Origin of the sequence: Microcoleus sp. Pol8_D6 (assembly GCF_036700965.1) — a bacterium.
Lineage (GTDB): Bacteria > Cyanobacteriota > Cyanobacteriia > Cyanobacteriales > Microcoleaceae > Microcoleus.
The window spans coordinates 45,156-68,542 of sequence record NZ_JAUBPW010000010.1 but is presented as its reverse complement, the minus strand read 5'-3'; the positions used below and the strand labels follow the sequence as shown (position 1 = coordinate 68,542).

At 47.4% G+C, this 23,387-nt stretch carries 23 protein-coding genes and 1 pseudogene; 16 read left to right on the top strand and 8 right to left on the bottom strand.

Translation table 11 applies throughout. The features are described from left to right. Positions 1-56: 56 nt before the first annotated feature. Together QUA10_RS06605 and QUA10_RS06600 are read left to right on the top strand one after the other, a co-directional pair. Complete coding sequence (locus QUA10_RS06605) at positions 57-1,202, top strand: iron-containing alcohol dehydrogenase family protein (RefSeq protein ID WP_333081754.1); 1,146 nt, start codon at positions 57-59, stop codon at positions 1,200-1,202. A gap of 99 nt (positions 1,203-1,301) precedes the next feature. Beyond that, entirely contained in the window at positions 1,302-2,486 is a 1,185-nt protein-coding gene (locus tag QUA10_RS06600; RefSeq protein WP_333081755.1) for an aspartate aminotransferase, read from the top strand. A 206-nt stretch (positions 2,487-2,692) separates the two neighbouring features. Here QUA10_RS06600 and QUA10_RS06595 read toward each other — a convergent pair whose 3' ends face one another. Both QUA10_RS06595 and dapF read right to left on the bottom strand, forming a co-directional pair. Further along, a complete protein-coding gene (locus tag QUA10_RS06595; protein WP_333081756.1) occupies positions 2,693-3,835 on the bottom strand; it encodes a hypothetical protein in 1,143 nt (380 codons plus the stop codon). Positions 3,836-4,078: 243 nt separating this feature from the next. Then, positions 4,079-4,921: a diaminopimelate epimerase gene (gene dapF / locus QUA10_RS06590; RefSeq protein ID WP_333081757.1), complete on the bottom strand. Its 843-nt coding sequence runs from the start codon at positions 4,919-4,921 to the stop codon at positions 4,079-4,081. Positions 4,922-5,233: 312 nt separating this feature from the next. Between dapF and QUA10_RS06585 the strand changes: the two genes are divergently transcribed. Then, positions 5,234-5,446 (top strand): Hfq-related RNA-binding protein, encoded by a 213-nt coding sequence (locus tag QUA10_RS06585; RefSeq protein WP_333057289.1) that lies wholly within the window; start codon positions 5,234-5,236, stop codon positions 5,444-5,446. 129 nt (positions 5,447-5,575) lie between these two features. Here the strand turns inward: QUA10_RS06585 and QUA10_RS06580 are convergent, their stop codons facing one another. Further along, the gene (locus tag QUA10_RS06580; RefSeq protein WP_333081758.1) at positions 5,576-7,891 is read right to left on the bottom strand and encodes a cation:proton antiporter domain-containing protein; all 2,316 of its coding nucleotides are present in this window, start codon (positions 7,889-7,891) and stop codon (positions 5,576-5,578) included. 541 nt (positions 7,892-8,432) lie between these two features. Here QUA10_RS06580 and QUA10_RS06575 point away from each other — a divergent pair. Both QUA10_RS06575 and QUA10_RS06570 read left to right on the top strand, forming a co-directional pair. After that, positions 8,433-8,672, top strand: coding sequence for a glutathione S-transferase domain-containing protein (locus QUA10_RS06575; protein ID WP_333081759.1), 240 nt, complete (start codon positions 8,433-8,435; stop codon positions 8,670-8,672). A 36-nt stretch (positions 8,673-8,708) separates the two neighbouring features. After that, positions 8,709-9,770, top strand: a complete 1,062-nt coding sequence (locus QUA10_RS06570; RefSeq protein ID WP_333081761.1) for an NADH:flavin oxidoreductase/NADH oxidase — start codon at positions 8,709-8,711, stop codon at positions 9,768-9,770. 215 nt (positions 9,771-9,985) lie between these two features. Here the strand turns inward: QUA10_RS06570 and QUA10_RS06565 are convergent, their stop codons facing one another. Further along, positions 9,986-10,213, bottom strand: coding sequence for a hypothetical protein (locus QUA10_RS06565; RefSeq protein ID WP_333081762.1), 228 nt, complete (start codon positions 10,211-10,213; stop codon positions 9,986-9,988). A gap of 40 nt (positions 10,214-10,253) precedes the next feature. Between QUA10_RS06565 and QUA10_RS06560 the strand changes: the two genes are divergently transcribed. The 5 genes from QUA10_RS06560 to QUA10_RS06540 all read left to right on the top strand — a co-directional run bounded on the left by QUA10_RS06560 (position 10,254) and on the right by QUA10_RS06540 (position 15,447). After that, positions 10,254-11,159 carry a D-hexose-6-phosphate mutarotase gene (locus tag QUA10_RS06560; RefSeq protein ID WP_333081763.1) on the top strand — a complete coding sequence of 302 codons (906 nt, stop codon included), beginning with the start codon at positions 10,254-10,256 and terminating at the stop codon, positions 11,157-11,159. 332 nt (positions 11,160-11,491) lie between these two features. Continuing rightward, positions 11,492-13,012, top strand: a complete 1,521-nt coding sequence (locus QUA10_RS06555; RefSeq protein ID WP_333081764.1) for a phosphomannomutase/phosphoglucomutase — start codon at positions 11,492-11,494, stop codon at positions 13,010-13,012. A 58-nt stretch (positions 13,013-13,070) separates the two neighbouring features. After that, complete coding sequence (locus QUA10_RS06550) at positions 13,071-13,298, top strand: hypothetical protein (protein WP_333081765.1); 228 nt, start codon at positions 13,071-13,073, stop codon at positions 13,296-13,298. A 462-nt stretch (positions 13,299-13,760) separates the two neighbouring features. Continuing rightward, the gene (locus QUA10_RS06545; RefSeq protein WP_333081814.1) at positions 13,761-14,702 is read left to right on the top strand and encodes a M23 family metallopeptidase; all 942 of its coding nucleotides are present in this window, start codon (positions 13,761-13,763) and stop codon (positions 14,700-14,702) included. 208 nt (positions 14,703-14,910) lie between these two features. Next, positions 14,911-15,447 (top strand): late competence development ComFB family protein, encoded by a 537-nt coding sequence (locus QUA10_RS06540; RefSeq protein WP_006631395.1) that lies wholly within the window; start codon positions 14,911-14,913, stop codon positions 15,445-15,447. 130 nt (positions 15,448-15,577) lie between these two features. Here the strand turns inward: QUA10_RS06540 and QUA10_RS06535 are convergent, their stop codons facing one another. Together QUA10_RS06535 and psb29 are read right to left on the bottom strand one after the other, a co-directional pair. Further along, positions 15,578-15,748, bottom strand: coding sequence for a hypothetical protein (locus QUA10_RS06535; RefSeq protein ID WP_333081766.1), 171 nt, complete (start codon positions 15,746-15,748; stop codon positions 15,578-15,580). 4 nt (positions 15,749-15,752) lie between these two features. Continuing rightward, a complete protein-coding gene (psb29, locus tag QUA10_RS06530) occupies positions 15,753-16,466 on the bottom strand; it encodes a photosystem II biogenesis protein Psp29 (protein WP_333081816.1) in 714 nt (237 codons plus the stop codon). Positions 16,467-16,852: 386 nt separating this feature from the next. Here psb29 and QUA10_RS06525 point away from each other — a divergent pair. Together QUA10_RS06525 and QUA10_RS06520 are read left to right on the top strand one after the other, a co-directional pair. Continuing rightward, positions 16,853-17,983: pseudogene (locus tag QUA10_RS06525) on the top strand (RNA-guided endonuclease InsQ/TnpB family protein); the annotation flags it as partial. 133 nt (positions 17,984-18,116) lie between these two features. After that, positions 18,117-18,737: a chromophore lyase CpcT/CpeT gene (locus QUA10_RS06520; protein WP_333081767.1), complete on the top strand. Its 621-nt coding sequence runs from the start codon at positions 18,117-18,119 to the stop codon at positions 18,735-18,737. A gap of 245 nt (positions 18,738-18,982) precedes the next feature. Here the strand turns inward: QUA10_RS06520 and QUA10_RS06515 are convergent, their stop codons facing one another. Next, positions 18,983-19,345: an STAS domain-containing protein gene (locus QUA10_RS06515; protein WP_006631392.1), complete on the bottom strand. Its 363-nt coding sequence runs from the start codon at positions 19,343-19,345 to the stop codon at positions 18,983-18,985. Between the two features lie 57 nt (positions 19,346-19,402). Next, positions 19,403-20,446 (bottom strand): oxygen-dependent coproporphyrinogen oxidase, encoded by a 1,044-nt coding sequence (gene hemF / locus QUA10_RS06510; RefSeq protein ID WP_333081768.1) that lies wholly within the window; start codon positions 20,444-20,446, stop codon positions 19,403-19,405. Positions 20,447-20,636: 190 nt separating this feature from the next. Between hemF and QUA10_RS06505 the strand changes: the two genes are divergently transcribed. The 4 genes from QUA10_RS06505 (at position 20,637) to QUA10_RS06490 (ending at position 23,284) form a co-directional block, all read left to right on the top strand. Next, positions 20,637-21,707 carry an Mrp/NBP35 family ATP-binding protein gene (locus QUA10_RS06505; RefSeq protein WP_006631390.1) on the top strand — a complete coding sequence of 357 codons (1,071 nt, stop codon included), beginning with the start codon at positions 20,637-20,639 and terminating at the stop codon, positions 21,705-21,707. A gap of 130 nt (positions 21,708-21,837) precedes the next feature. Next, positions 21,838-22,029, top strand: coding sequence for an NAD(P)H dehydrogenase subunit NdhS (locus QUA10_RS06500; RefSeq protein ID WP_332977793.1), 192 nt, complete (start codon positions 21,838-21,840; stop codon positions 22,027-22,029). 139 nt (positions 22,030-22,168) lie between these two features. Then, positions 22,169-22,837, top strand: coding sequence for an HAS-barrel domain-containing protein (locus QUA10_RS06495; RefSeq protein ID WP_333040001.1), 669 nt, complete (start codon positions 22,169-22,171; stop codon positions 22,835-22,837). Between the two features lie 144 nt (positions 22,838-22,981). After that, the gene (locus QUA10_RS06490; protein ID WP_333081769.1) at positions 22,982-23,284 is read left to right on the top strand and encodes a Rieske (2Fe-2S) protein; all 303 of its coding nucleotides are present in this window, start codon (positions 22,982-22,984) and stop codon (positions 23,282-23,284) included. Positions 23,285-23,387 lie beyond the last annotated feature (103 nt).

Below are 23,387 nucleotides of genomic sequence, written 5' to 3'. Positions count from 1 at the left end.
TAAAATCCAGCAATCCTGCAAAGCGTCAACCTTCTCGTCACTTATCCAGTGGTTCGATGACTCAAACCCAAAGCACTAAAACCGCCACCCCAACTGCAATTTATTCCTTGACAATTGCTCCCGCCTGTGTATTGCGAGGTCGATCGGCAATCACCCAAGCCGGAGATGCGATCGCCCGTTTCGGAAAGCGGCCGCTAATCGTCGGCGGCAGCAACTCCCTCGCCGCCGCCCAACCCTACCTGCAACCAATCCTCGAACAGCAGCAGTTAAAATCCGCTGAAACAGCATACGGCAAGGATTGCAGCGAAACCAGCCTCGAAACCCTCCGCGCAGCAGCCCAAACCCATCAAGCCGATTTCATCATCGGTGTAGGCGGCGGCAAAGCCTTAGACGCAGCCAAACTCGTCGCCCATCAGTGCAAAATCCCGATCGTCACCATACCCACATCAGCAGCCACCTGTGCCGCTTGGACAGCCCTATCTAACATTTATTCAGAACAAGGTGCATTCCAATACGATGTCACATTAGTCAGATGTCCCGACTTATTAATACTCGACTACGGCTTAATTCAAACCGCACCGCAGCGCACATTAGTAGCAGGAATTGGAGATGCGATCGCCAAATGGTACGAAGCCTCAGTCAGCAGCGGACACTCCGAACAAACCCTGATAATTTCCGCCGTCCAACAAGCTAGAATACTGCGCGATATTTTATTCCAAAAATCAGCAGCCGCCCTCAAAGAACCCGGTAGCGAAACCTGGCAAGAAGTCACAGATGCAGCCGTATTGCTAGCAGGAGTAATCGGCGGAATTGGCGGCGCCCAATGCCGCACCGTCGCCGCCCACGCTGTCCACAACGGCCTAACTCATCTATTAGCAAGTCACGGCACATTGCACGGCGAAAAAGTTGCCTACGGCATTTTAGTACAACTGCGGTTAGAAGAAATGCTGCAAAACAATCAACTCGCCGCTAGCGCCAGACAGCAACTGCTAAAATTCTACGCCGAGATTGGATTACCCCAAACTTTAGACAACCTCGGACTCGGAGACATTACCATCACCGAATTGCAGCGCGCCGCCGATATCGCCTGCAATCCCAATTCCGACATCCACCGACTGCCTTTTAAAGTTGTTCCCCAACAATTAATGGCAGCGATGGTTTCTACCACCGCACCTGTGGGAGAATTAAAGATTAAGAATTAAAACAGTTTGTAGTAAGGACTAAAGTCCTGAAAAGGCTGTGCTAGCAAGGACGAAAGTCCTTACTACAAACCAGGAAAACTGACAACTGACAAAAAATAAATGACCTTGGATTGGATTAGCCCTGCTGACAGGTTGCAAAAACTACCGCCCTACGTATTTGCCCGTCTCGACGAACTCAAAGCCCGCGCCCGCGAACAAGGACTCGATTTAATAGACTTAGGAATGGGAAACCCCGACGGTGCCACTCCTCAACCAGTAGTAGAAGCCGCTGTCGCAGCCATCCAAAATTCTGCAAATCACGGCTATCCACCCTTTGAAGGAACTGCCAGTTTCCGCCGTACTATTACTAAATGGTACAGCCGCCGCTACAACGTTGAACTCGATCCAGAAAGCGAAGCATTGCCTTTGTTGGGTTCTAAAGAAGGTTTAGCACATTTTGCGATCGCCTATATCAATCCAGGGGACGTAATATTAGTACCAAGTCCCGCTTATCCGGTATTATTTCGCGGGCCAATCATCGCTGGTGCAAAAGTTCACAACATCATCCTTAAACCAGAAAACGACTGGGTAATTGACTTAGCCGACATTCCCGACAGCGTAGCCGAACAAGCCAAAATACTCTATTTCAATTATCCCAGCAATCCGACAGGAGCGACTGCACCCCGCGAATTTTACAAAGATATTGTGGCTTTCGCGCACAAGCATCAAATCTTGCTGGTTCACGATTTGTGTTATGCGGAATTAGCCTTTGATGGCTATCAACCGACAAGTTTATTAGAAATTCCCGGCGGTAAAGAAATCGGCGTCGAATTTCACACCATGTCCAAAACCTACAATATGGCCGGCTGGCGCGTCGGTTTTGTAGTAGGAAATAGCAAAATTATCCAAGGTTTGCGGACCTTAAAAACTAACCTAGATTACGGTATATTTTCCGCTTTGCAAACAGCAGCAGAAACAGCACTGCAATTGCCGGATAGTTACTTGCACGAAGTGCAGAATCGTTACAGGACTCGCCGGGATTTCATGGTGGAAGGATTGGCAGAATTAGGGTGGAATATTCCTAAACCTCTGGCTGCAATGTATCTTTGGGTTCCCTGCACTCCGGGCATGAGTTCGACTGATTTTGCCCTGAATGTTTTGCAGCAAACGGGTGTTGTGGTGACTCCTGGGAATGCTTTTGGGCCGGGCGGCGAAGGATATGTGAGAATTAGTTTGATTGCAGATTGCGATCGGCTGGGAGAAGCATTGCGGCGTTTGAAACAAGCAAACATTCGCTATCAATAGTCATGATTATTAGTCATTAGTCATTGGTCATTAGTTAGTAGTTAACAGCTAACAACTAATAACTATGTAATCAAGATTGAGGACAAATGAAATCAGCTAATAAGGGTAAAGTGCTAAAACCAGGGGCTTCCCGATCGTTCTTCGGTGATATTCGGCGCACTCTAAAAATAAGTTGCGCCAAATATCACCCTACAAATGACTGATAACTATAACGTTTGAATTTGCTCAATCACCCAGTCAAAAGTTTCCATAACTTGCTGGAGGGCGGATTCGTCTTGCAAAGTAAACAAAGCCAGACTCGGCGACCTTCTCTCACCCGGTTCTGTAGGTAGCGACAGACCGATCGAACTCAGCTTACTTCTCAATTCCAGCCAATTTTGTTCCGCATTAAAAGGCTGCTGGGAACCATAATTATCAGCAGAAATCTCCATTCTGCCAGCAATATCTACAGTGAATAACTGATAGGGTTTTCTGCCCTTTTGAGGCAATTGAGCGGCGAAACCGCCGTAGGCGTCCCCCGTTCCCCACTGGATTTGAACTTCGGGTTCTTGACTTTTTGCCCACAAGTAAATTTCTCTTGCCATTTGCGCCTCGTCCGCGCCCCGTCTAGCTTGGATTTCTGCAAAAAATGAAGATTCATCCCAGCGCCTTCTTTCGCGCGTTGCGCTGGATTTTTTCTGCTGTGCTTCCGCTGTCTGACCGAGCACTCTGGGAACTAGCGTTTTTAAACCGTCTTCACTTACATACTGCTTAATTTCCAGCGCCAAAACTTCAACCGGGTCCATTTGTTCGTTGAGAAATTCCACCACTCGGCGCATTTCAGCGGAAATCTCGTCAGCTACAAACACTAAGCGAACTTTACCCGCTTGCAAATTAGTTTTAACTTTCTGCCAAAATAGGTCTTCATTAGCATCCGCACCGAGAAACTCTTCAAAAATCTGTTCAGGATCGCGACCCCGATCGCGACAATTAGCTTCAAACAGAGCAATAATTGAATCGATGGGCCAGTAAAACAACGCATTAGCAGCATAGTCGATCGACTGACCCAAAACTTTTTGCCGCAGTTCCGCATTAGGAGTTCGCCGCACATCCACCAAAGTAGGAACGGCATTTTGGTCGAGAAACAAATGATCCAGCGACCACTGTACCGCTGTTTCCTCATCGCTGGGTGCAGCTTCCCGCGAAATTAACAGCCACCTGCGCGCCGTCGCGCGATCGATTTGGTCTCCCGCGATCAAATTAGGATAAGTTACTAGCAAATCTTGTAACTGGTCTTCCGAGTCGTAGGGCTGTTCCATCATTTCTACCAGCCTGTCGTCGTCCTGAATGAGATAAATACCTCCAGCCATGCCAGCCCACCTAGTTAATTTTAGATTTTAGATTTTAGATTTTAGATTTTAGATTTCAGGCTTAGTTATTAGTCTTCAGTCTTCAGTCCGCAGCCAATAACTTGTGAAGGCGGAAGGCATTGGTCAGAATTCAATAAAAATTTTGAATTCAATAATTTTTATTGTTTGGTAATTCCACCAAAAAAACCTTCTGACTGATGACTGATGACTGATGACTAATGACTGATGATTAATCACTAATGACTAATCACTCATAGAACCAGTAAATACTCGCTGTGCCGGCCCGGTCATGTAAATCCGCCCAGAAACTTCTGCCCATTCGATTTCCAAAACGCCACCGGGGAGTTCAACCGCAGTTACCCGATCGCACTTCCCTACCAACACCCCAGCTACCACAGCAGCACAAGCACCAGTCCCACAAGCTAGAGTAACACCCGCGCCTCTTTCCCACACCCGCATTTTTACATAGTCTGAACGTATCACTTGAATAAATTCCGTATTGGTACGCTGCGGGAATGCTTTGTTGTTCTCGAATTGAGGCCCGACAGTTTCTAAAGCAACAGCCAAAACATCCTCTACAAAAGTAATGCAGTGAGGATTGCCCATGCTGACGCAGGTAACAGACCAAGATTTATCAGCAACTTCGATCGGCACATCAATAGCTTTGGCATCCGCTGCAGCCAAAGTTGTCGGAATTTCCGCCGCCAGCAGCCGGGGAACCCCCATATCCACCTTCACCTGACCGTCCGATCGCAATTCCGGGCTAATCACACCAGCCAGAGTGTGGATGCGGTACTGAGTTTTCGCCTCTGACCCTTCCAAATCGGCGATAAACTTAGCCAAACAGCGAATCCCGTTGCCGCACATTTCCGGTTCCGAACCGTCGGAATTAAAAATCCGCATCGTATAATCAGTGTCGTTTTGACCCGGAAGAGCAAATATCACACCGTCTGCGCCAATCCCGAAATGTCGATCGCACAAATCCACAGCTTGTTCTGGCGTGATCGCCGGTTCTGACGAGTGGCGGTTGTCAATCAGAATAAAATCATTTCCCAGTCCGTGATACTTCGCAAACTCGATCGGCATAAAAACAAACCTCTTTTGGTTAAAACTGATTAGATAATTTGATGACCAAATTACCGATTTCCCAGTATTATAAAACTTTATGCAATTTATAGTCCTTTTTCGTCAAATATCAACAAATATAATTTTTATAACTCTACAGGGATATCTAATTAATGCTGATGTCAATTCCTCAATGAATATCGGTAGAAAAGGAACCGCCAATGGGTTTATGCCTCATCGCGTAGACGCGCTTGTAGTTGCGACAGTAAGGGTTAAACGGTATAAACAGAAGAATATGGTTTAAGGTAATATTTGACTATATTTTTCTGAACTATGTCTGAATTTGAAACCGGATTGCCCAGCGTTCGCTTAATACAAAGCTACATCAAAGACAAACAACAGGTGGAGATCAAACTCCTGACCGGCGACTTAGTAGCTGGCAGAATTTTTTGGCAGGATAATAGCTGCATTTGCCTCCTCGATCCCTCAGAAACACAAATTCTGATCTCGCGACCAGCCATTGCTTATCTCAAGCCCAACGGCTGAGGAGAGTGGGAGAGTGGGAGAGTGGGAGAGTGGGGGAGGGGGAGAGGGAGACAGTGGAACAAATCTTCCCTCTTCCTTCTTCCTTCTTCCCTCTTCCTTCTTCCCTCTTCCCTCTTCCTTCTTCCTTCCCTAATCGCTAAACAGCTTTTCGATGACTTGGGCCTTGACCAAAGGCACCTTTAAAGCAGGTTGCGGCACCGGTGGTGAGGCCGTCCGCTGCATCAAGCCGAGCTCGTAGAAGCCGCCGCACAGCAGCAAACGATCGCCTTCTTGCAAATTGCTACTTCCGTCGGGCCAGCGAGTAAATTTCCCTTCCCGGCGGATCGCCCGCACCTGCACCCCGTACTGGGTCAGCACATCTACCTCTGACAGTTTTTTGCCCGCCCAAGGGCTGTTTGCTGGCAGCCTTAGCCACTGGCAAGAACTGTCGCCCTGCGGCACTGCAACTTCCCCTTTCGCCAGCAACTCAAAACTGATGAGTTCTTCTGGTTCTCCCACTACAAAAAGTCGATCGCCCGACAGCAAAGCTGTCTTGCCGTTAGGATAATCAATTTCCTCACCATTCTCGCGGACGATCGCCATCACACTGACGCCTGTCAACTGGCGCAGGTTAGTTTCTTCCAGAGTCATGCTGGCAATGGGAGAACCCGACGGCAAGCTGTACCACTCGCTGTTCATATCTCGAACTGCCACTTTCAAATCCCGCGAAACCGCCAAAGGTTCGCGCGGTGGGCGCAATTCCAGATAGCGGCTGCTGCGAATTTGCTGCACTTCCCGCCCGATCGCCATTGCCGAGATCCCAATACTAGCCAACAAGTGGGCGGACAGTTCTAAACTCGCCTCAAACTCCGGCTGCACGACTTCCCAGGCCCCCAGTTGGTAAAGCAGTTCGATATCTTTATCTTGGTTGGCCCGCACCACAATATCCAAATCCGGGACTAATTCTAAAGCCCGCTTCAGACACAAGCGAGTGCTCATGGGATCGGGAAGGGCGATCGCCATTGCTTTTGCCCGTTCCACTCGCGCGGCTTCCAATACGTGCAAGCTGGCAGCATTCCCGTAAATGTAAGGAATTCCTTGCATTCTGCACTCTTGAATTCTACTTTCTGACTCATCGATTACCACAACTGAACAGTTGCGGCTTTGCAGCATTTTGACTAAAATTCTGCCGACTCGCCCGTAGCCACAAACCACAACATAATTTTGTTCCGGCAAACTTTCAGCTATTTCCACAGGTTGAGATGTTTCGTCAAAATAGCGCTGCAAAGGCCCGAAATTTTCCGCCCATTTCAATAACTGCGGCACGCTTCTCAATACAAACGGAGTTAGCACGAGGGTGACTGCTGTCGTTCCTAAAATTAACAGGTAAACGTCCCGCGAAACCAGCCCCATAACTTGGCCTGCACTAGCGAGTACAAAGGAGAATTCTCCTATTTGAGCTAAGCCCAAACCTGCGATCAATGCTGTTTTTAGCGGATAGCCAAATAGTCGGACGATCGGCGTTATAATCAAGAATTTGCCGACAAATACTATAAATACCAGTCCCAGAATTACTTCTAGATGGTTCCACAGAAACATCGGGTCAATTAACATCCCGATAGTGACAAAAAATAAGGATGCAAAAATATCTCGCAAAGGCTCGACATAAGTTAGAGTTTGGTCGGCATATTCCACCTCCGAAATCATTAAACCCGCCACAAATGCGCCCATCTCGATCGAAAAACCCAGATATTCTGTCAGTAGTGCAATTCCTAAAGCCAAAACCACAACTCCCAGCAAAAACAGTTCCCGGCTTTCTGTTTGCGCGAGGTATCGCAGCAACTGCGGTACCATCCAAATGCCGGCGACTACAGCACCGACAGCAAATAACCCGATCCGTAGCAGGGCCCACGCTACCGTCATGCCGATCGCTTCTGCTGGCTGATTCAGTGCCGGCAAAACTGCTAGCATTAGCCCCAAAGCCAAATCTTGAACTACTAATATTCCCAGCATGACTTGACCGTGGGAAGTACCGCCTTCATTGCGCTCCATCAAGCATTTCAGTACAACTGCGGTCGAGGAAAGCGACAGAATCGCTCCTAAAAACACGCCTTGAGCGGGCGATTCTACCCAGCCTACAGCCAAGGAAATTGCAGTAGTAATGGCGATTGTCAGCACAATTTGCAAGCCCCCCCCGCCCAAACTAATGGTTTTAACTTTCTGGAGTTCGGCGAAGGAAAATTCCACTCCCAAGGCAAATAACAGAAAGGCAACCCCGAATTCAGCCAGGGTGTCTACCTGAATTAATTCTTTAATCAGCCCCAAACCGGCCGGCCCAACTACGATCCCTCCAAGGAGGTAGCCGAGAATTACCGGCTGTCGCAATAGCGATGCAAAGAGTCCTCCTGCTGCGGCAGCAGCGAGAACTAGAACTAAGTCAACGATCAGTCGGAAGTCTTCTTGCACAAGTTTATGAAAAAAGTATAAAGTTATATTATAGTGTCTAATGTGTTGATTATGTTTAGTGGGTTGAATGTAGTTGGGGAGTCAGGGCAACTGCAACTATAGAACCAGGTATTTTCTGATACCAAAGAGTTTCACTCCTCAAAATAAGCTTAACCTCTTGCAAGTAGAGCGAGGCATTGCGCCTTGATTGAGGGTAATGTTTCACCTCAACGATATGAGCGCGGTAAGATTAAATCAAGTTACTTTTTTTAATCAATTTCAGACCGAATAAAGTGGTGTTGATTACTTTTTCGTATTGAGCGGTTTTATCACGGTGTAGGTTCACAAATCTGCGATCGGTAAAAAGGATTAGTTAAAATCGTTTTTATTTATTCAAGCCCTGCTTGCGGATTTACCCGATATACTGGATAATTACTCAGGCACTTTTGTGTCTTTTTCTAGTAATCCCCGGTTTTGCTAACAATAAAGATTTAGGTTTTAGACAAGTCATTTGGTCGTTGCTCTTGATACCTCAAAATGACTTGTCCATTCCGGATGTAGGTTGGACAAAGCTGCCATCGCACCTGTAAAAACTGCACTAGAGGCGATCGAGTCCCTAACTGTAGGACACCCGTATTTGCTCGGTCACGAACTGAGCATTGCCGATTTTTACCTAATTCCAGTCTTCACCTACCTATCGCAGACCCCAGAGTACGAAGCAACGATCGCTCAAACTCCGAAACTGCGGACTTGGTGGAATGAAGTCAGTCAACTTCCCAGCATCAAGAAAGTCTGTGCTTGACATCTGTAGCATTTTATAAATCACGGGTTTACAACCATGTCGCATTTATTTGAGCCATTGGATCAACGTGGCGTTAGCTTCCGAAATCGCATTGCAGTTTCTCCCATGTGTCAATATTCAAGCGTTGATGGATTCGCGAATGATTGGCATTTGGTTCATCTCGTCAGTCGAGCCGTAGGAGGAGCAGGGCTTGTCATGACTGAAGCAGCCGCAGTCGACCCTGAAGGACGAATTACGCCGCAAGATTTGGGAATCTGGGACAATGCTCATATTGAAATGTTGGCGCGAATCGTCGAGTTAATTCACCGCAACGGTGCGGTTGCGGGAATTCAACTTGCTCATGCAGGTCGAAAAGCCAGTACAGCACTTCCGTGGGATGGCGGCAATGTGCTTTCGGAATCTCAGGGAGGATGGACTTCGATCGCCCCTAGCGCCATTCCATTTGCACCCGATAGCCCCGCCCCGATTGCTCTGAGTATCGAAGACATTCAGAAGCAGACGACACTCTTTGTGAATGCAGCCCAACGCGTTCTCGCAGCCGGATTTGACGTAATCGAGATTCATGCCGCTCACGGCTACCTACTGCATGAATTTCTGTCTCCCTTGAGCAATCAACGAACAGATTACTATGGTGGCAGTTTTGAGCATCGCATCCGGTTTTTATGTGAAGTCGTACAAGCGGTACGAAATGTTTTGCCCGATCAAACACCGCTTTGGGTCCGCATCTCTGCAACCGATTGGGTTCCAAATGGTTGGGACATTGAACAAAGTATTACACTCAGCGATAAATTAAAGTCACTGGGCGTTGATTTAATCGATTGTTCTTCAGGCGCAATTGTACCGGGTGAAAAGATTCCGACGGGTGCAGGTTATCAAACTATTTTTGCCGATCGCATTCGACGCGAAGCGAACATCGCCACCGGAGCCGTTGGTATGATTACTGCACCCGCCCAAGCTGACCACATCATCCGTACAGGTCAAGCAGATATGGTATTACTTGCCAGAGAAATGCTGCGCGATCCTTATTGGCCGATGCGGGCTGCGAAGCAACTACGTCAGTCGGTTCCTGCTCCAATTCAATACGCTCGCGCTTGGTAATTAAGCGGATTTGCGATCGTCGGTTTTACACAAATCCACTAGGAATCACTTTTTTAGTGTTTCTGTAAACCAGTCGCTCAATAAAGGCTTTTTTGATGCGGCCTCAAGTACAAGGCACCTTCCCATCGCCGTGACGTGATTAGATGCGAACGCTAGCGGATGCAGTCACTCGGATAGCGATCCTTGGCTTGTTTTAGGCGCATTTCTGGCAATTGTCACCTGAAATCACCCTCGAAGAGATGCGGAGTTTTGTCGCTGCGCCCTGTTTGGATAAACTGCTGCATTAGCTGGCTGACGGGGAACTCAGCAAGGTGTGTCGGTGGGTTTGATCGCACATCCCCTGGCGAGGTGTTGGCACTCCCAATTCGTTTCTCTGAGTGCATGATTGTGTCGATCGCACCTTCCCCCGTCCAACCCAACAATCTAATCAATCTCGCAACCATAATATCGGATAATTGTAAAGCAATTCACCAAGCCAACAGCATGAGTATTGACCAATTAAACACAGACTACGGCATTGCCGGGAACCTCACCTTCGCCACGGGAAAGGGTGGTTTCCCGATGATTCACATCGACAACGGTCAAGCCAAAGCCTTAATTTCTGTGTATTCCGGTCAAGTTCTCTCCTTTCAACCCGCCACGGAAACCACAGACTTGATGTTCGTCAGCGACAAAGCCTACTACGCCGAAGGGAAAGCCATCAAAGGCGGTATACCCATCTGTTGGCCCTGGTTTGGCCCCGATCCCGAAGCCTTGGGGCGTCCGAGTCATGGGTTTGTGCGGAATCGCCTCTGGAATGTGCTAGAAACCGCCACAACCCCAGACGGCGCAACTAAAGTGACTCTAGGACTCAAGGATACCGATGAAACTAGAGCAATTTGGCCCCAAGCCTTTGAACTGGCGATCGCAATTACGATCGGCACCAGCCTCACGGTAGAATTAATCACCCGCAATCTAGGCGACAAAGCATTTCCCCTCACCCAAGCTTTCCACACCTATTTCCAAGTCGGCGATATCAACCGCGTGCAGGTTTTAGGCTTAGAAAATAGCCAGTATCTTGATAAAGCGGATGGTGGTGTGGAAAAAACTCAAGTGGGTGCAGTGGTAGTAACAGGTGAAGTCGATCGCATTTATCTCGATGTCACCAATGAATTAGTCATTGACGATCGCGCCCTCAATCGTCGGATTCACATTAAATCCTCTGGTAGTAAATCCGTCGTAGTGTGGAATCCCTGGGTGACAATTTCTGCAAATATGGCCGACCTTGATGACGCAGATTATCAGCGTTTACTCTGCGTAGAAACGACCAATGCAGCTACAGATATTGTGGAAGTTCCCCCTCATGGTGAGTTCTGCTTGCAGGCAATTTACAGCGTTGAACGCGACTAAGAAATTAGAGCTTAAGCTTAGCGGTGATGGGGTCAAAATTCTCCGTCAGCGGGTCAAAATTTCAATTGGATATTTTGGGAGTTGCTCAAATCCCACCCACAAGACTGGGATTGTTTCTTTAAATACAACTTAAATGCCGATTAGCTGATTGAATTGGAAAACTCTGTCACCGTAATGACTAATAATACCAAATCAAAAATTTATCCGCTGTTTATTTCTTAGTCCGCGAAAGACGTTCGGCTAAGCTGACTCGAACCGTCGAGCCACAGACAAAACTTTGTATGATCGGTTTCAATCGCCGACTCCGATCTTTTTACTTACCATCAATTATTATGCAAATCTTCAACTGGACAAAACTTCAAAATGGATCAGACATTCGCGGTATCGCCCTCGAAGGCGTTCCCAATGAAACAGTCAACCTAACGCCCGAAATTGCGACAATCTTAGGTAAATCCTTTGTCAGTTGGCTGGTGCAAAAAGTCAATAAGCCAGCGGCCGAATTAACGATCGCGATCGGGCGTGACAGTCGCTTATCAGGGCCAACCTTAATGCAAGCAGTCATAGAGGGAATCGCCTCAGTGGGTGCAACCGTGTACGACTTTGAAATGGCCTCAACGCCCGCCATGTTTATGAGTACCATTACTCCGGGTTTTGATTGCGACGGCGCGATTATGCTCACTGCTAGCCATTTGCCATTTAATCGAAATGGCTTAAAGTTTTTCACCGCCAAAGGTGGGTTACAAAAGCAGGATATTACAGATATCTTAACACTAGCCCAAAGCAATTACTTTGAGCCAGCCTCATCGCCCGGTAAGCTTACAAAGCATGATTTTATCTCAGTTTATGCTAACCAATTTGTCACCAAGATTAGGGAATCAGTCAATCATCCCGATAATTTTGAGCAACCACTAACAGGATTAAAAATTGTTGTAGATGCAGGAAACGGTGCTGGCGGTTTTTATGTTGATAAAGTCTTAAAACCTTTAGGTGCAGACACTACGGGCAGTCAGTTTTTAGAACCCGATGGTACTTTCCCCAATCATGTGCCAAATCCCGAAGATAAACAGGCAATGCAGTCAATTTGTCAAGCGGTAATTGAACACCAAGCTGATTTTGGGATTATTTTTGATACCGATGTCGATCGCAGTGCGGCCGTCGATCAAGTTGGCAAGGAACTCAATCGCAATCGCTTAATTGCGTTGATTTCTGCGATCGTATTAAAAGAACACCCAGGCTCTACCATTGTTACCGATTCTATCACCTCCGATGGCTTAACACAATTCATCGAACAAGATTTAAAAGGGATTCACCATCGCTTCAAACGTGGCTACAAAAATGTGATTGACGAGTCGATTCGTCTCAATGAAGCTGGACAGGAATCATGGCTGGCGATTGAGACCTCTGGACATGGAGCTTTGAAAGAAAATTACTTTCTGGATGATGGCGCTTATTTGGTGAGCAAATTATTGATTGAATTGGCTAAGTCAAAGCTAGCAAATCAATCTTTGCCGGATTTAATTGCGAATTTAAAAGAACCCGAAGAAAGTGCAGAATTTCGGATTAAAATTGGTGTGGATGATTTCAAGGCTCACGGCGATCGGGTTATTGAACAACTGCAACAATTTGTCTCAACGCAAGCAGACTGGAAAATAGTTCCCAATAACTACGAAGGTCTGCGAATTTCCTGCACGTCAGCTAGCGAATCCGGCTGGTTTCTGTTACGCTTATCACTCCATGATCCGGTGATGCCTTTGAATGTGGAGTCGAATGTTAAGGGTGGTGTCGCTCGCATAGTGGCTAGGCTTTTAGCTTTTTTCCAAACCACCGAATCTCTTGATTTTTCGGCACTATAGATTTAAGTTTTACTCGTGTCAGACTATTACTAAACCCAACCCAAGGAGGAATTTCATCATGTGGCTTTTAACCATAAAATGTTCTGCTGAAAGCTGGGATACCCATTCCAAAGCTTTCAAAGCGATCGCTGATAAATATCCGGCTACGCCTCTTTCTTCCAAAAAGATGAAAGGCGATGGTCAACGGATTATGGAATATCAGCTTGAGAATGTCAATGATGTAGAGGAATTTATGGAAGAATGCTTAACTTTAGATGGTTTCACCGCTACCTTTGAATCCCTATAATTCTAGGTGATCAGATTATAGCAAGTCTCAATTTTTATCTCATACCATTTTAGAGGTGAAATTTTTAAATTGGGAATCAATACTATTTTGCCAAAAACAGGCTAAAATAACTAGAGAGTTTGAAGAAAGTTCTCGAAAAGTAAACCGCAAAGAAAGAATTGATTTCACTGCTCTTGAGTTAAAAATAATTCTGTTGTAGCCACGTGAACTATAACTAATACTAATTGTTAAAAGTTATGTAATAGTACCTAGGACTGATAAAATATAATCATCCAGTTATAGATGAAGAGTGTTTCTGTTGAAACTTGGGCTCTCTTATATTTGTAATGGAAACTGTAGTGTGAGCGTCTGGCTGAAGCGGGCTTTGCTCCCCGCACTACAGGAATTTTTATTGCGGATTGCTAGAGTTAGTCTAGATAGTTAAAAATATATCAGCGAGAGAAAGGTTAAGGACTGCTAGTGATGGTAATGACTGTGAATCGAGACAACTGCGGGCTAAGTACGGAAATAATTACAAGTCGGATTTTGCGGTGGGGGCAGTTGAAAGCAAACAAGCTAACCGCTAGTTCGATCGGGGGAATTGTTGCTGGCTTTCTGAGTTTTGCCCTGCCGGTGCAAGCTTTGCAGGTAGTTGTGACGCCGGCCAATCCCCAACTGGGAGATACGCTGTCAGTAATGATTCAAGTTCACGGTAACGGCGGGGAAACTCCCAAAGTGTCTCTACAGCAAAAAAACTACCCCGCGTTTTCGATCGGCAACGGCCGCTTTCGGGCCCTGTTGCCGACGACGCCGGTAGAGAAACCCGGTGCCCGCCAAATCCAAGTCGCAGGTGACGGACAAGTGCAGAACTTGAGCGTGCAAGTGCGCGATCGAAATTTTCCCACTCAATCCATCTGGCTACCGCCTGGGAAAGACGAGGAAGGTACAGATGCTGAATTCGATCGCGTAGACGCATTTAAAGCACTCGTGACACCCGAAAAATTTTGGGACGGCAAATTGTTGCGCCCCAACTCCGGCGAAATTACCACTATTTACGGGGTGCGACGCTATTATAATGGGGTATTTGCTCAAGACTACTACCACCGCGGCGTGGATTACGCGGGTGCTTCCGGTTCCCCTGTAGTGGCACCAGCAGCCGGTCGGGTGTCTCTAGTGGGACGTGAATCGCAAGGCTTCAAAATCCACGGAAACGTGGTTGGTATCGACCACGGTCAGGGCGTAGCAAGTATTTTGATGCACCTCAGCCGGATTGATGTCAAGGAAGGCGATGTCGTGAAAGCCGGTCAAGTAATTGGTACTGTGGGGTCAACAGGGGCTTCTACAGGCCCTCACCTGCATTGGGGACTTTACGTGCATGGGCAGTCCGTCGATCCTGTACCTTGGCGACTTCAGGGAGTTGAGTAGGAGTTTTTACAGGTTTTGACGGATTTATCAGTCAATTATGGGGTAAGTTTGTGGCTAGGGTGTGCAGATAACTGTGATGGGTTATCAGTATTGAGTTAGGATTTGTATAAAATTTCTCAACTCAACTCTCAAAACTCGAATCTCAAGACGCTAACAATCGCGTCTTCACAAAACTTTATTGATGATGCCGTTGAGCGGGGACGCATATATGAGTATTGAAAAAATTGTTGAACAGGCTTTGCAGGATGGCTATTTAACGCCGTCTATGGAAGCTGAGGTGGGACGGATCTGCAATACGGCTTCGGAATTGTCGATCGAAGAGTACATGGCTCTTGATCGTCTGATGGGCTCTTTGTTGACTGGCGAAGTTGTAGTTCTGCCACGCAAACAGTTCATCAACGTGATGGAAGAGTTGGTACTCAGCGATGCGATCGCTAGGGTGGCAGAAATTGAGGCGACGAGCGACCTGAGTCTGGATGTGGGAGATATTGCAGCTTATGCTTTAAATAGGCTGCCACCTCTGTACGCTACGACGGAAGAGGGCGCTCACTTTCAAAGGGCTAGGGCTAAAGAGCAACTTCACGATTTGATTTCCAAAGAAGTCAACGCAGCGATCGCCCGCAACTTGGATCGGCCCGACACCCCAAACCCCACAGCTTTGGGCAAGTCTTCGGGAAACGAAGTTCTTTCACAGCTAAGCACTTGGCTACAAGCTAACGCCACTAATTTTGAGCCACAGCCTTAGTACCACCCCAACAGCTATATTTTGATTAAGTCGATCCCGCTCAATTCAGAAAGCGGGATTTTTAGTTTCTGGGCAACCAACATCTGAAGGCACAAGGCCGAAGCCAGAATTCAAGAAAAAAATTAAAAATTTAAGAGTTTTTATTTGATGTAAAAAATAAAAAACTCCCTCTTTCTTCTTCCTTGTTCCTGACATCCGTTACATCCGTTAGAGAATCCGTTGCCGAACTTCCTTCTTCCTTGTTCCTAACATCCGTTACATCCGTTAGAGAATCCGTTGCCGAACTTCCTTCTTCCTTCAAACGATTAATGGCTGCTGTCAGAAGACTCAGCGGAGGGGCCAGCGGTAACTTTTGTTTCTCGCTTTTCGCGTTTTTTCCGTTCCGCTTGGATGACATCTTGAAGCACTATTCGTGCTTGAGCCATTTTTTCCAAATTGCTGCGGTACAAATCTAAATCTTTGCTAACTTTGTCTTCTGGCAGGTGCAAGGCCACACAGACTTTAGCAATCGCATCGTTTCGCGTTTGTTGGTCTTTTACTAAGTTAGGGTCAGCTTTTTCTAACAGCGAGAACAAACCGATCGCGAACAAGCGGCTGTACTTAAATTGAGGGTTGCTGGCGATCGCCCCTAAAGACGCTTGCAAATCTGCTGTATCTTCAAAGCTGGTAGAGCGATCGAGCCACGAGAGCAACTCTTGCCCAGAAAGTCTATCTGCCAAGCTTTCCAATCGCTGAGCGTCTTGCTTGTAGCGCTCTGGATCGTCTTCTAGGGACTTGCACAAAGCGTTAAAAATCGAAACTCTGTCGGCTTCTGGGGCGTACCCAAGCATGAATCGATCAAAAGCTGTCACTACACCCAAAGCATAAATCGGGTCGTATTGAAAATCGGCATTCGCTGAAAGCAAGTGCATTTCTACCATCAACTCTTCCACCACTCGACGGTAAATTGAGTTGATCGGTCGAGTGTGAATCGTATAGAAACTTCGCTTAGTATCTGAAACAGTACGGTTATTGTTCACCTGAGTCTTATAGATAAATAATTTTGCCGTAGCGGGCGTGCCAGCGCGGCGTGAGTAAAGTCGGGGGAGTCTATCTGCGATCGGGCTGACAAAAATTGCCAGTTTTTTAAGCGTTGCCCCCGGATTGCGAGACAATATTTTATCAAAAATATTTTACGCGCGATCGGCAGCAACCATTAATATGTCGCAATAGGAGGGACAAAACCCCAGTATCTTTACAATCATAGCTCTTCTGGGATCGCTCATCAGAAAAATGGGTAGAAACCCCGTCCTTATAGGACGGCTTCACAAAAAGACAAAAAACCAAAGCGACTAACTCACAAAAGACGTGCTAGAGCGTGAAGATGGAAAAAGCCTACCGCTACCGACTCTAACCCACCACCGAGCAAGAAAACCTCTTGCGACGGACAATGGGCTGTACTCGGCTAGTGTACAACAAGGCTTTGGCGGCCCGCACGGAAGCTTGGTACGAGCGTCAAGAGAGGGTTGGCTACAGAGAAACTTCCTCGATTCTGACGAATTGGAAAAAAAAAGAGGAACTCGACTTCCTCAACGAAGTTAGTTGCGTACCTCTTCAACAGGGACTCAGACACCTTCAAACAGCTTTTACCAACTTCTTTGGGGGACGAGCCAAGTACCCTAATTTCAAAAAAAACACAACGGTGGTAGCGCTGAGTTCACCGGCGTCAGCTTTCCGTTGGAAAAACGGGCAAGTGTTTCTGGCAAAGTGCAATGACCCGCTACCTATTCGCTGGAGCAAACAAATTCCAGCAAGCTGTGTTCCTTCTACTATGACGGTAAAACTAACACCGGCTGGACGCTGGTATGTCTCTATACTTGTAGACGACTACACGCTCAAACCACTTCCCAAAACAAATAAAACAATCGGCTTGGACGTGGGAATTAGTAGCCTGATTGCTACTAGCGACGGCAATAAGATTGCCAACCCCAAGCATTTCAAGCAGCTTCGTAAGAAGTTAAAAAGGAAGCAAAAAGCTCTCGCCAAAAAGCAAAAAGGAAGTCGTAACCGTGAAAAAGCGCGGGTGCAACTGGCTAGAGTCGACGCACAAATAGTCGATGTCCGCAAAGATTTCTTGCACAAGCTAACAACTCAAATCATTCGTGAAAATCAAACGATTGTCGTTGAGGACTTGGCTATCAAGAATATGGTGAAAAACCATAAATTAGCTCTTGCTATTAGTGACGCTAGTTGGGGCGAGTTAATTCGCCAGCTAAGTTACAAGTGCCAGTGGTATGGGCGAGAGTTTGTAAAAATAGACCGCTGGTTTCCCAGCTCTAAACGCTGTGGAAACTGCGGTCACATTGTTGAAAAATTGCCGTTGAATATTCGAGAATGGGAATGCCCTAAGTGTGGCGCAAACCACGATCGTGACATTAACGCAGCAAAAAACATTTTGGCGGCTGGGCTAGCCGTGTCAGTCTGTGGAGCGACCGTAAGACCCGAACAGAGCAAATCTGTTAGGGCGGGTGCTATGAAGCAGAAACCTAATCGGTGACAATTGGGAATCCCTGTACCTTTAGGTCAGGGTGGATGTCAAAAATCTAATCTTCTGACTTGCCCCGATCGGCTAACCCTATATCACAATTAAGTTTTTTTGTCAACCCATAATCCTGAAAAATCAAACAAACATGACAATTTCTCCTGAATTAATAGCTTTAGCCCAGTACATGGCGGGCGAATTTGACAACCGGGAACAAGCGCTAGCAGAGCCGACGTGGTACGTCCACCTTCGTATGTGGCAAAGACCCCTGCCGATTCGGTTATTTTCCGAACCCAGCATTGCCCTGTTTGCCGAACAAGCCAACATTCTGAAATTAGACAACCCATACCGCCCTCGAATCGTGCAACTGAGGCACTCACAGATAGCGCCAGGACTGATTGAAGCTCAGTATTATATGTTCAACGACATTACAGCCGTCAAAGGAGCCGGTTGCAACCCCGACTTGCTTAGAAAGCTAACGAAGGAGCAAATCCAACTCCTCCCCGGCTGCACCCTGTCGGTGGCAGTGGAAAATTTAGCCTCAAACAGCTATCGCTTTCGCGCATCTTTGCCGGAGGGCACTCGCTGCGGCTTTGCCTACGGGGGGCAAAATTACCAAGTAGACTTGGGATTTGAAGCCGCAGGCGAGGAATTTCTCAGCTACGACAAAGGAATAAGCCCCACGACAGGCAAGGCTATCTGGGGAGCTTTAATGGGCCCTTTTAGATTTGTCAAGCGTCAGGATTTTGCTCCTGAGATATTGGTTTGAAGCAAGAAGCAACAAGAAACAAGGAAGAAAAATTTAGCTATCTAGGATAGAAGGCAAGACTTTACCTGGACCTATTCTTCTACTTTAGTGTTTTGGTGAACCTCTCAATCTCTCAAGAAAGAAAGAAAACATAAGGAAGCTGGCAAGAATTTACCTGCTTCCTGTTCTTGTGCAGGGCTCCGGCGCATTTTGTGAGCCTCAAGCTTAAATTGAGCTTACACCGCAACCGATGCAAGCGGGAGTGGTCAACTTGCGCGTGGCACCCCCTCTAGAGCTTCTTCTTCCGTTTCAAAGATTTCAAACACAGAATCCATCATGGTGACTTCAAACACCAGTTTGGCTTCGGGATGAACATTGCAAATGCGGAAACTTCCCTTAACTTTATCCGCATCCCGCATACCTGCTACAAGTGAGGTCAGGCCAGAGCTATCGATAAAGTTAACCTGACCAAGATTCACTACAACATGGCGGCTAAGTTTGGAAATACACTCTTGCAACTTGAGGCGGAATTGCCAAGCTGTAGTGATGTCCAACCGTCCTGTCGGTGCTAAGACGATAACTGTTGTACCGTCTTGAAGCGTGTGGGTTTTTTGATCAATATGAATCACTGACCCTTCCCTCAAATTTATTATCTATCGCGGTGGTTACTGTCCCAGTAGTTTAACTCAGGTCGGTGACTGCTGAGGCATCCAATTCGCCCAATCTTGCGGTTTTAAGAACTTGGAGTAGAGTTCGGCTTCGGGAGAGTTGGGTTCTGGCTCGTAACAATATTCCCAGCGTACCAAAGGTGGCAGGGACATGAGAATCGATTCCGTGCGTCCGTTGGTCTGCAAGCCAAAGGTCGTGCCTCGATCGTACACCAAGTTAAATTCAACGTAACGGCCGCGGCGGTAAAGTTGGAAATTACGCTCGCGCTCGCCGTATTCTTTCGATCGGTGCTTTTCAATAATAGGGGTGTAAGCCGGCAAAAATGCCCGGCCACAATCCTGTACGAAGGCGAACAGCGACTCCCAAGTTCTAGGTTCCGGCACGCCGATGTTGTTGCTGCACTCAGCCGCTTTGCCTTTGACATTATGGTCACGGTAAAGCGCGCCTTGAGCGCTTTGGTAGTCAAAAAACAGGCCACCCACGCCGCGGGTTTCTTGGCGGTGGGGGAGATAGAAATATTCGTCGCACCAAAGTTTAAATGTCGGATAATATCCGGGATGGTGGCGATCGCAAGCCACTTTCAGAGTTTGGTGAAAATGAGCTGCATCCTCAGCCAACGGGTAATAAGGAGTCAAATCCACACCGCCGCCAAACCACCAAATCGGGCCTGCCTCAAAATAGCGGTAATTCAAGTGAACCGTAGGCAAGTAGGGATTGCGAGGGTGCAGCACCATCGAAGTGCCAGTTGCATAGAAATCGTGACCTGCGGCTTCTGGGTGCTTTGCCAGAATCAAAGCCGGCAAACTTTCGCCCCAGACTTGGGAAAAATTGACTCCCCCTTGTTCAAAAACATTGCCTTCCCGCATGACGCGAGAACGTCCGCCGCCGCCTTCGGAGCGTTCCCAAGAGTCTTCCTTAAATTTGCCAACGCCATCGAGCTGTTCGAGGGATTGACAAATTTCGTCTTGTAGGGTTTTCATAAATTGGCTGACTCTAGCTCTAGAGTCAGCGGGCGGCAAAAACGGGGAAGTGGCGGTTTTAAGTGTTGTAGAAACTGTCATAAAATTTTCTGTTGTCAGATTTGAGTTTTAGATGGGCGATGAATCCCAAATCCAGTCGTCATGTAATTATGCCACCGTAGGTCTGCAAATGATCGCTATGAAGTTACATTAAAAAATAGCAATAAAAATATACTTAAACGTGCGATCGAAAATTCGCTAACCCAATTGCAGAGCTATGGTGGAGAATACAATGCCCAATACACTCGATGTTAGTTCAGTCTTAGAAATCCTGCGACCCGTGCAAGACCCCGAACTGCAAAAGAGTTTGGTGGAATTGAACATGATTCGTAACATAAAAATTGACGGCGGTGTCGTCAGTTTTACTTTAGTGCTGACAACGCCTGCTTGCCCGCTGCGAGAATTTATTGTCGAAGATTGCCAAAAAGCGGTCAAACAGTTGCCAGGAGTCGAAAAAGTGGCGGTGGAGGTGACAGCCGAGACCCCACAGCAGAAGGGAGTGGTCGATCGCCAAGGCATTGAAGGAGTGAAGAATATTATCGCAATTTCCAGCGGCAAAGGCGGCGTCGGCAAAAGCACAGTGGCGGTAAACGTGGCAGTAGCGCTGGCGCAAACCGGCGCTAAGGTGGGTTTGCTGGATGCGGATATCTATGGGCCCAACGACCCGACAATGTTGGGTTTGGGGGACGCGAAAGTGATGGTTAGGGACGGAAAAAGCGGGGAAAGCCTCGAACCCGCCTTCAACTACGGCGTTAAATTAGTGTCGATGGCGTTTTTAATTGACAAAGACCAGCCCGTCATTTGGCGCGGCCCGATGTTGAACGGCATCATTCGACAGTTCCTCTATCAGGTGAATTGGGGCGATTTAGACTATTTGATTGTCGATATGCCTCCGGGTACTGGAGACGCGCAGTTGACAATGGCGCAGGCGGTGCCGATGGCCGGTGTTGTGATCGTGACGACGCCGCAGACTGTGGCTTTGTTGGACTCTCGCAAGGGTTTAAAGATGTTCCAGCAGTTGGGAGTGTCGGTGTTGGGAATTGTGGAAAACATGAGCTATTTTGTGCCACCGGATATGCCCGACAAGCAATACGATATTTTCGGTTCTGGTGGCGGGGAAAAGACTGCTGCTGAGTTGGGAGTGCCGCTGTTAGGCCGCATTCCGCTGGAAATTCCGTTGCGGGAAGGTGGCGATTCGGGGGTGCCGATCGTGGTGGGGCAACCGGGTTCTGCTTCAGCTAGGGAGTTGCGCGCGATCGCGGGCCGCATTGCCGGTAAAGTTTCCGTAGCAGCTTTAGCCTAACCAACTCTCGTTCCGAGGCTTGCCTCGCGTCTTCCGGTTGACGAAGATTTGCCTAGTTCTCAGGCTCTGCTTGGGAACTAGAAACGATAAACGGTAAGCTATAAAGAGCAAACTTCACATTCAAACAATTATGATTTTTCCAGGTTCGGCAGTTCGAGTTAAAGACAAGGGTGAGATTTACTACGCCTTTCAAGGACAAGTCCAGAGAGTTACCGACGGAAAGGTCGCGGTACTGTTTGAAGGCGGGAATTGGGACAAGCTGATTACGTTCCGCCTGTCGCAGTTGGAACTGGTCGATGCTACGGCTGGTCGCGTGAAATAGTCAGCGGTCATTAGTCATTGGTAAGGGGTAATGTGGAATTTGTAATTGATAAAGTACCCAAGACCAGGCTACTAAATGAAAACCCTTGATTAATGACTAATGACTGATAACTGATGACTAATCACTAATCACTAAAACTATGCGTTTACCTTTACCCCAATTTGCTATAAAAGAGCGCCATCCCGATCGCATTGCTGAGGTGATCGAGACGGCAACTTCAGAGTTTCTGGCTCAATGTTTGGAACCGGAAGACTTAAGCTTTCCCGTGATGCCGCCTTTTGGGAGTTGGGTGAAGGCCGAGGATGAAGAGTCGAAAAATCAAATTTACGGCGTGGTTTATTACGCTACGACTAGCCCGATCGACTCGGTGCACAGAGCTCGCGCTTTGGGTTTGTCGCTGGAAGAGTTGCGGGAAGAACAACCGCAGATTTTTGCGATGCTCAAAACCGAGTTTCGAGTGGCGATTGTCGGGTATGAGGCTGCGCCGGAAAGGTTGAACGGTCACGGCCCATCGAGGGGTAAAATTTATCAGTATTTGCCGCCGCGCCCGCCGCAAATTCACCAGGCGGTTTACCGCTGCGAACCGGATGAGGTGATTGATTTTACCGTGCAGTTGGATTTTTTGAGGACGCTGCTGGGGGTGGCTAATGCGCCGGTGGAGGCGCTGACGGCGGCGGCGATTCGGGAGATTTATCAGTTGCGGATGCGCGATCGATCTTGGTTGGTGGAAGCGGGGAGGAGTTTGAGTGTTTTGTTGAAGGATGATTACGATCGGTTGCGGGTGATTTTGAGTCAGATTCATCCCTAGGGGGAAGCTGGAGTAAGATAATCAGGACTTAAGGCAAAAAGTGGTTTGACACGCTACGGATAGCAGTAAGCTGCGCAATCGACACCCTAAATAATTAGGTTCTGCGTAAGTCCAGGTCAGGTTTTTTCGGAGAAAAAATATTTTATGTGGGTAGAGATAACAGCAGTAAGTCAAGTTCCCGAATGGGGTGTGTTGAAGGTAAAAGTTGAGGGGACTTCGCTGATTTTGAATCGTCAAGGGGTGAATGTCACTTGTTACCGCAATGCTTGCACTCATTTAGAATATCCGATCGACATGGGTAAGGTAAGCAGCGGTATGATTACCTGTCCGTTTCATAAGTATCAGTACAAATTAGATACTGGTAAATGTTTGAATGCACCCAGCGATGCCCTGGAATCTTATCCGGTAAAGATTGAGGGCGATCGCGTTTTTGTCGAGATAGATTAGTCCTTAGTCTTAGCTAATTCCGACAGGGGTTTAAACCCCTGTCGGAATTAGCTAAAGTCGTCTTTAGACGACAGTAGATTAACATTTGATATCCAGTCCGGCT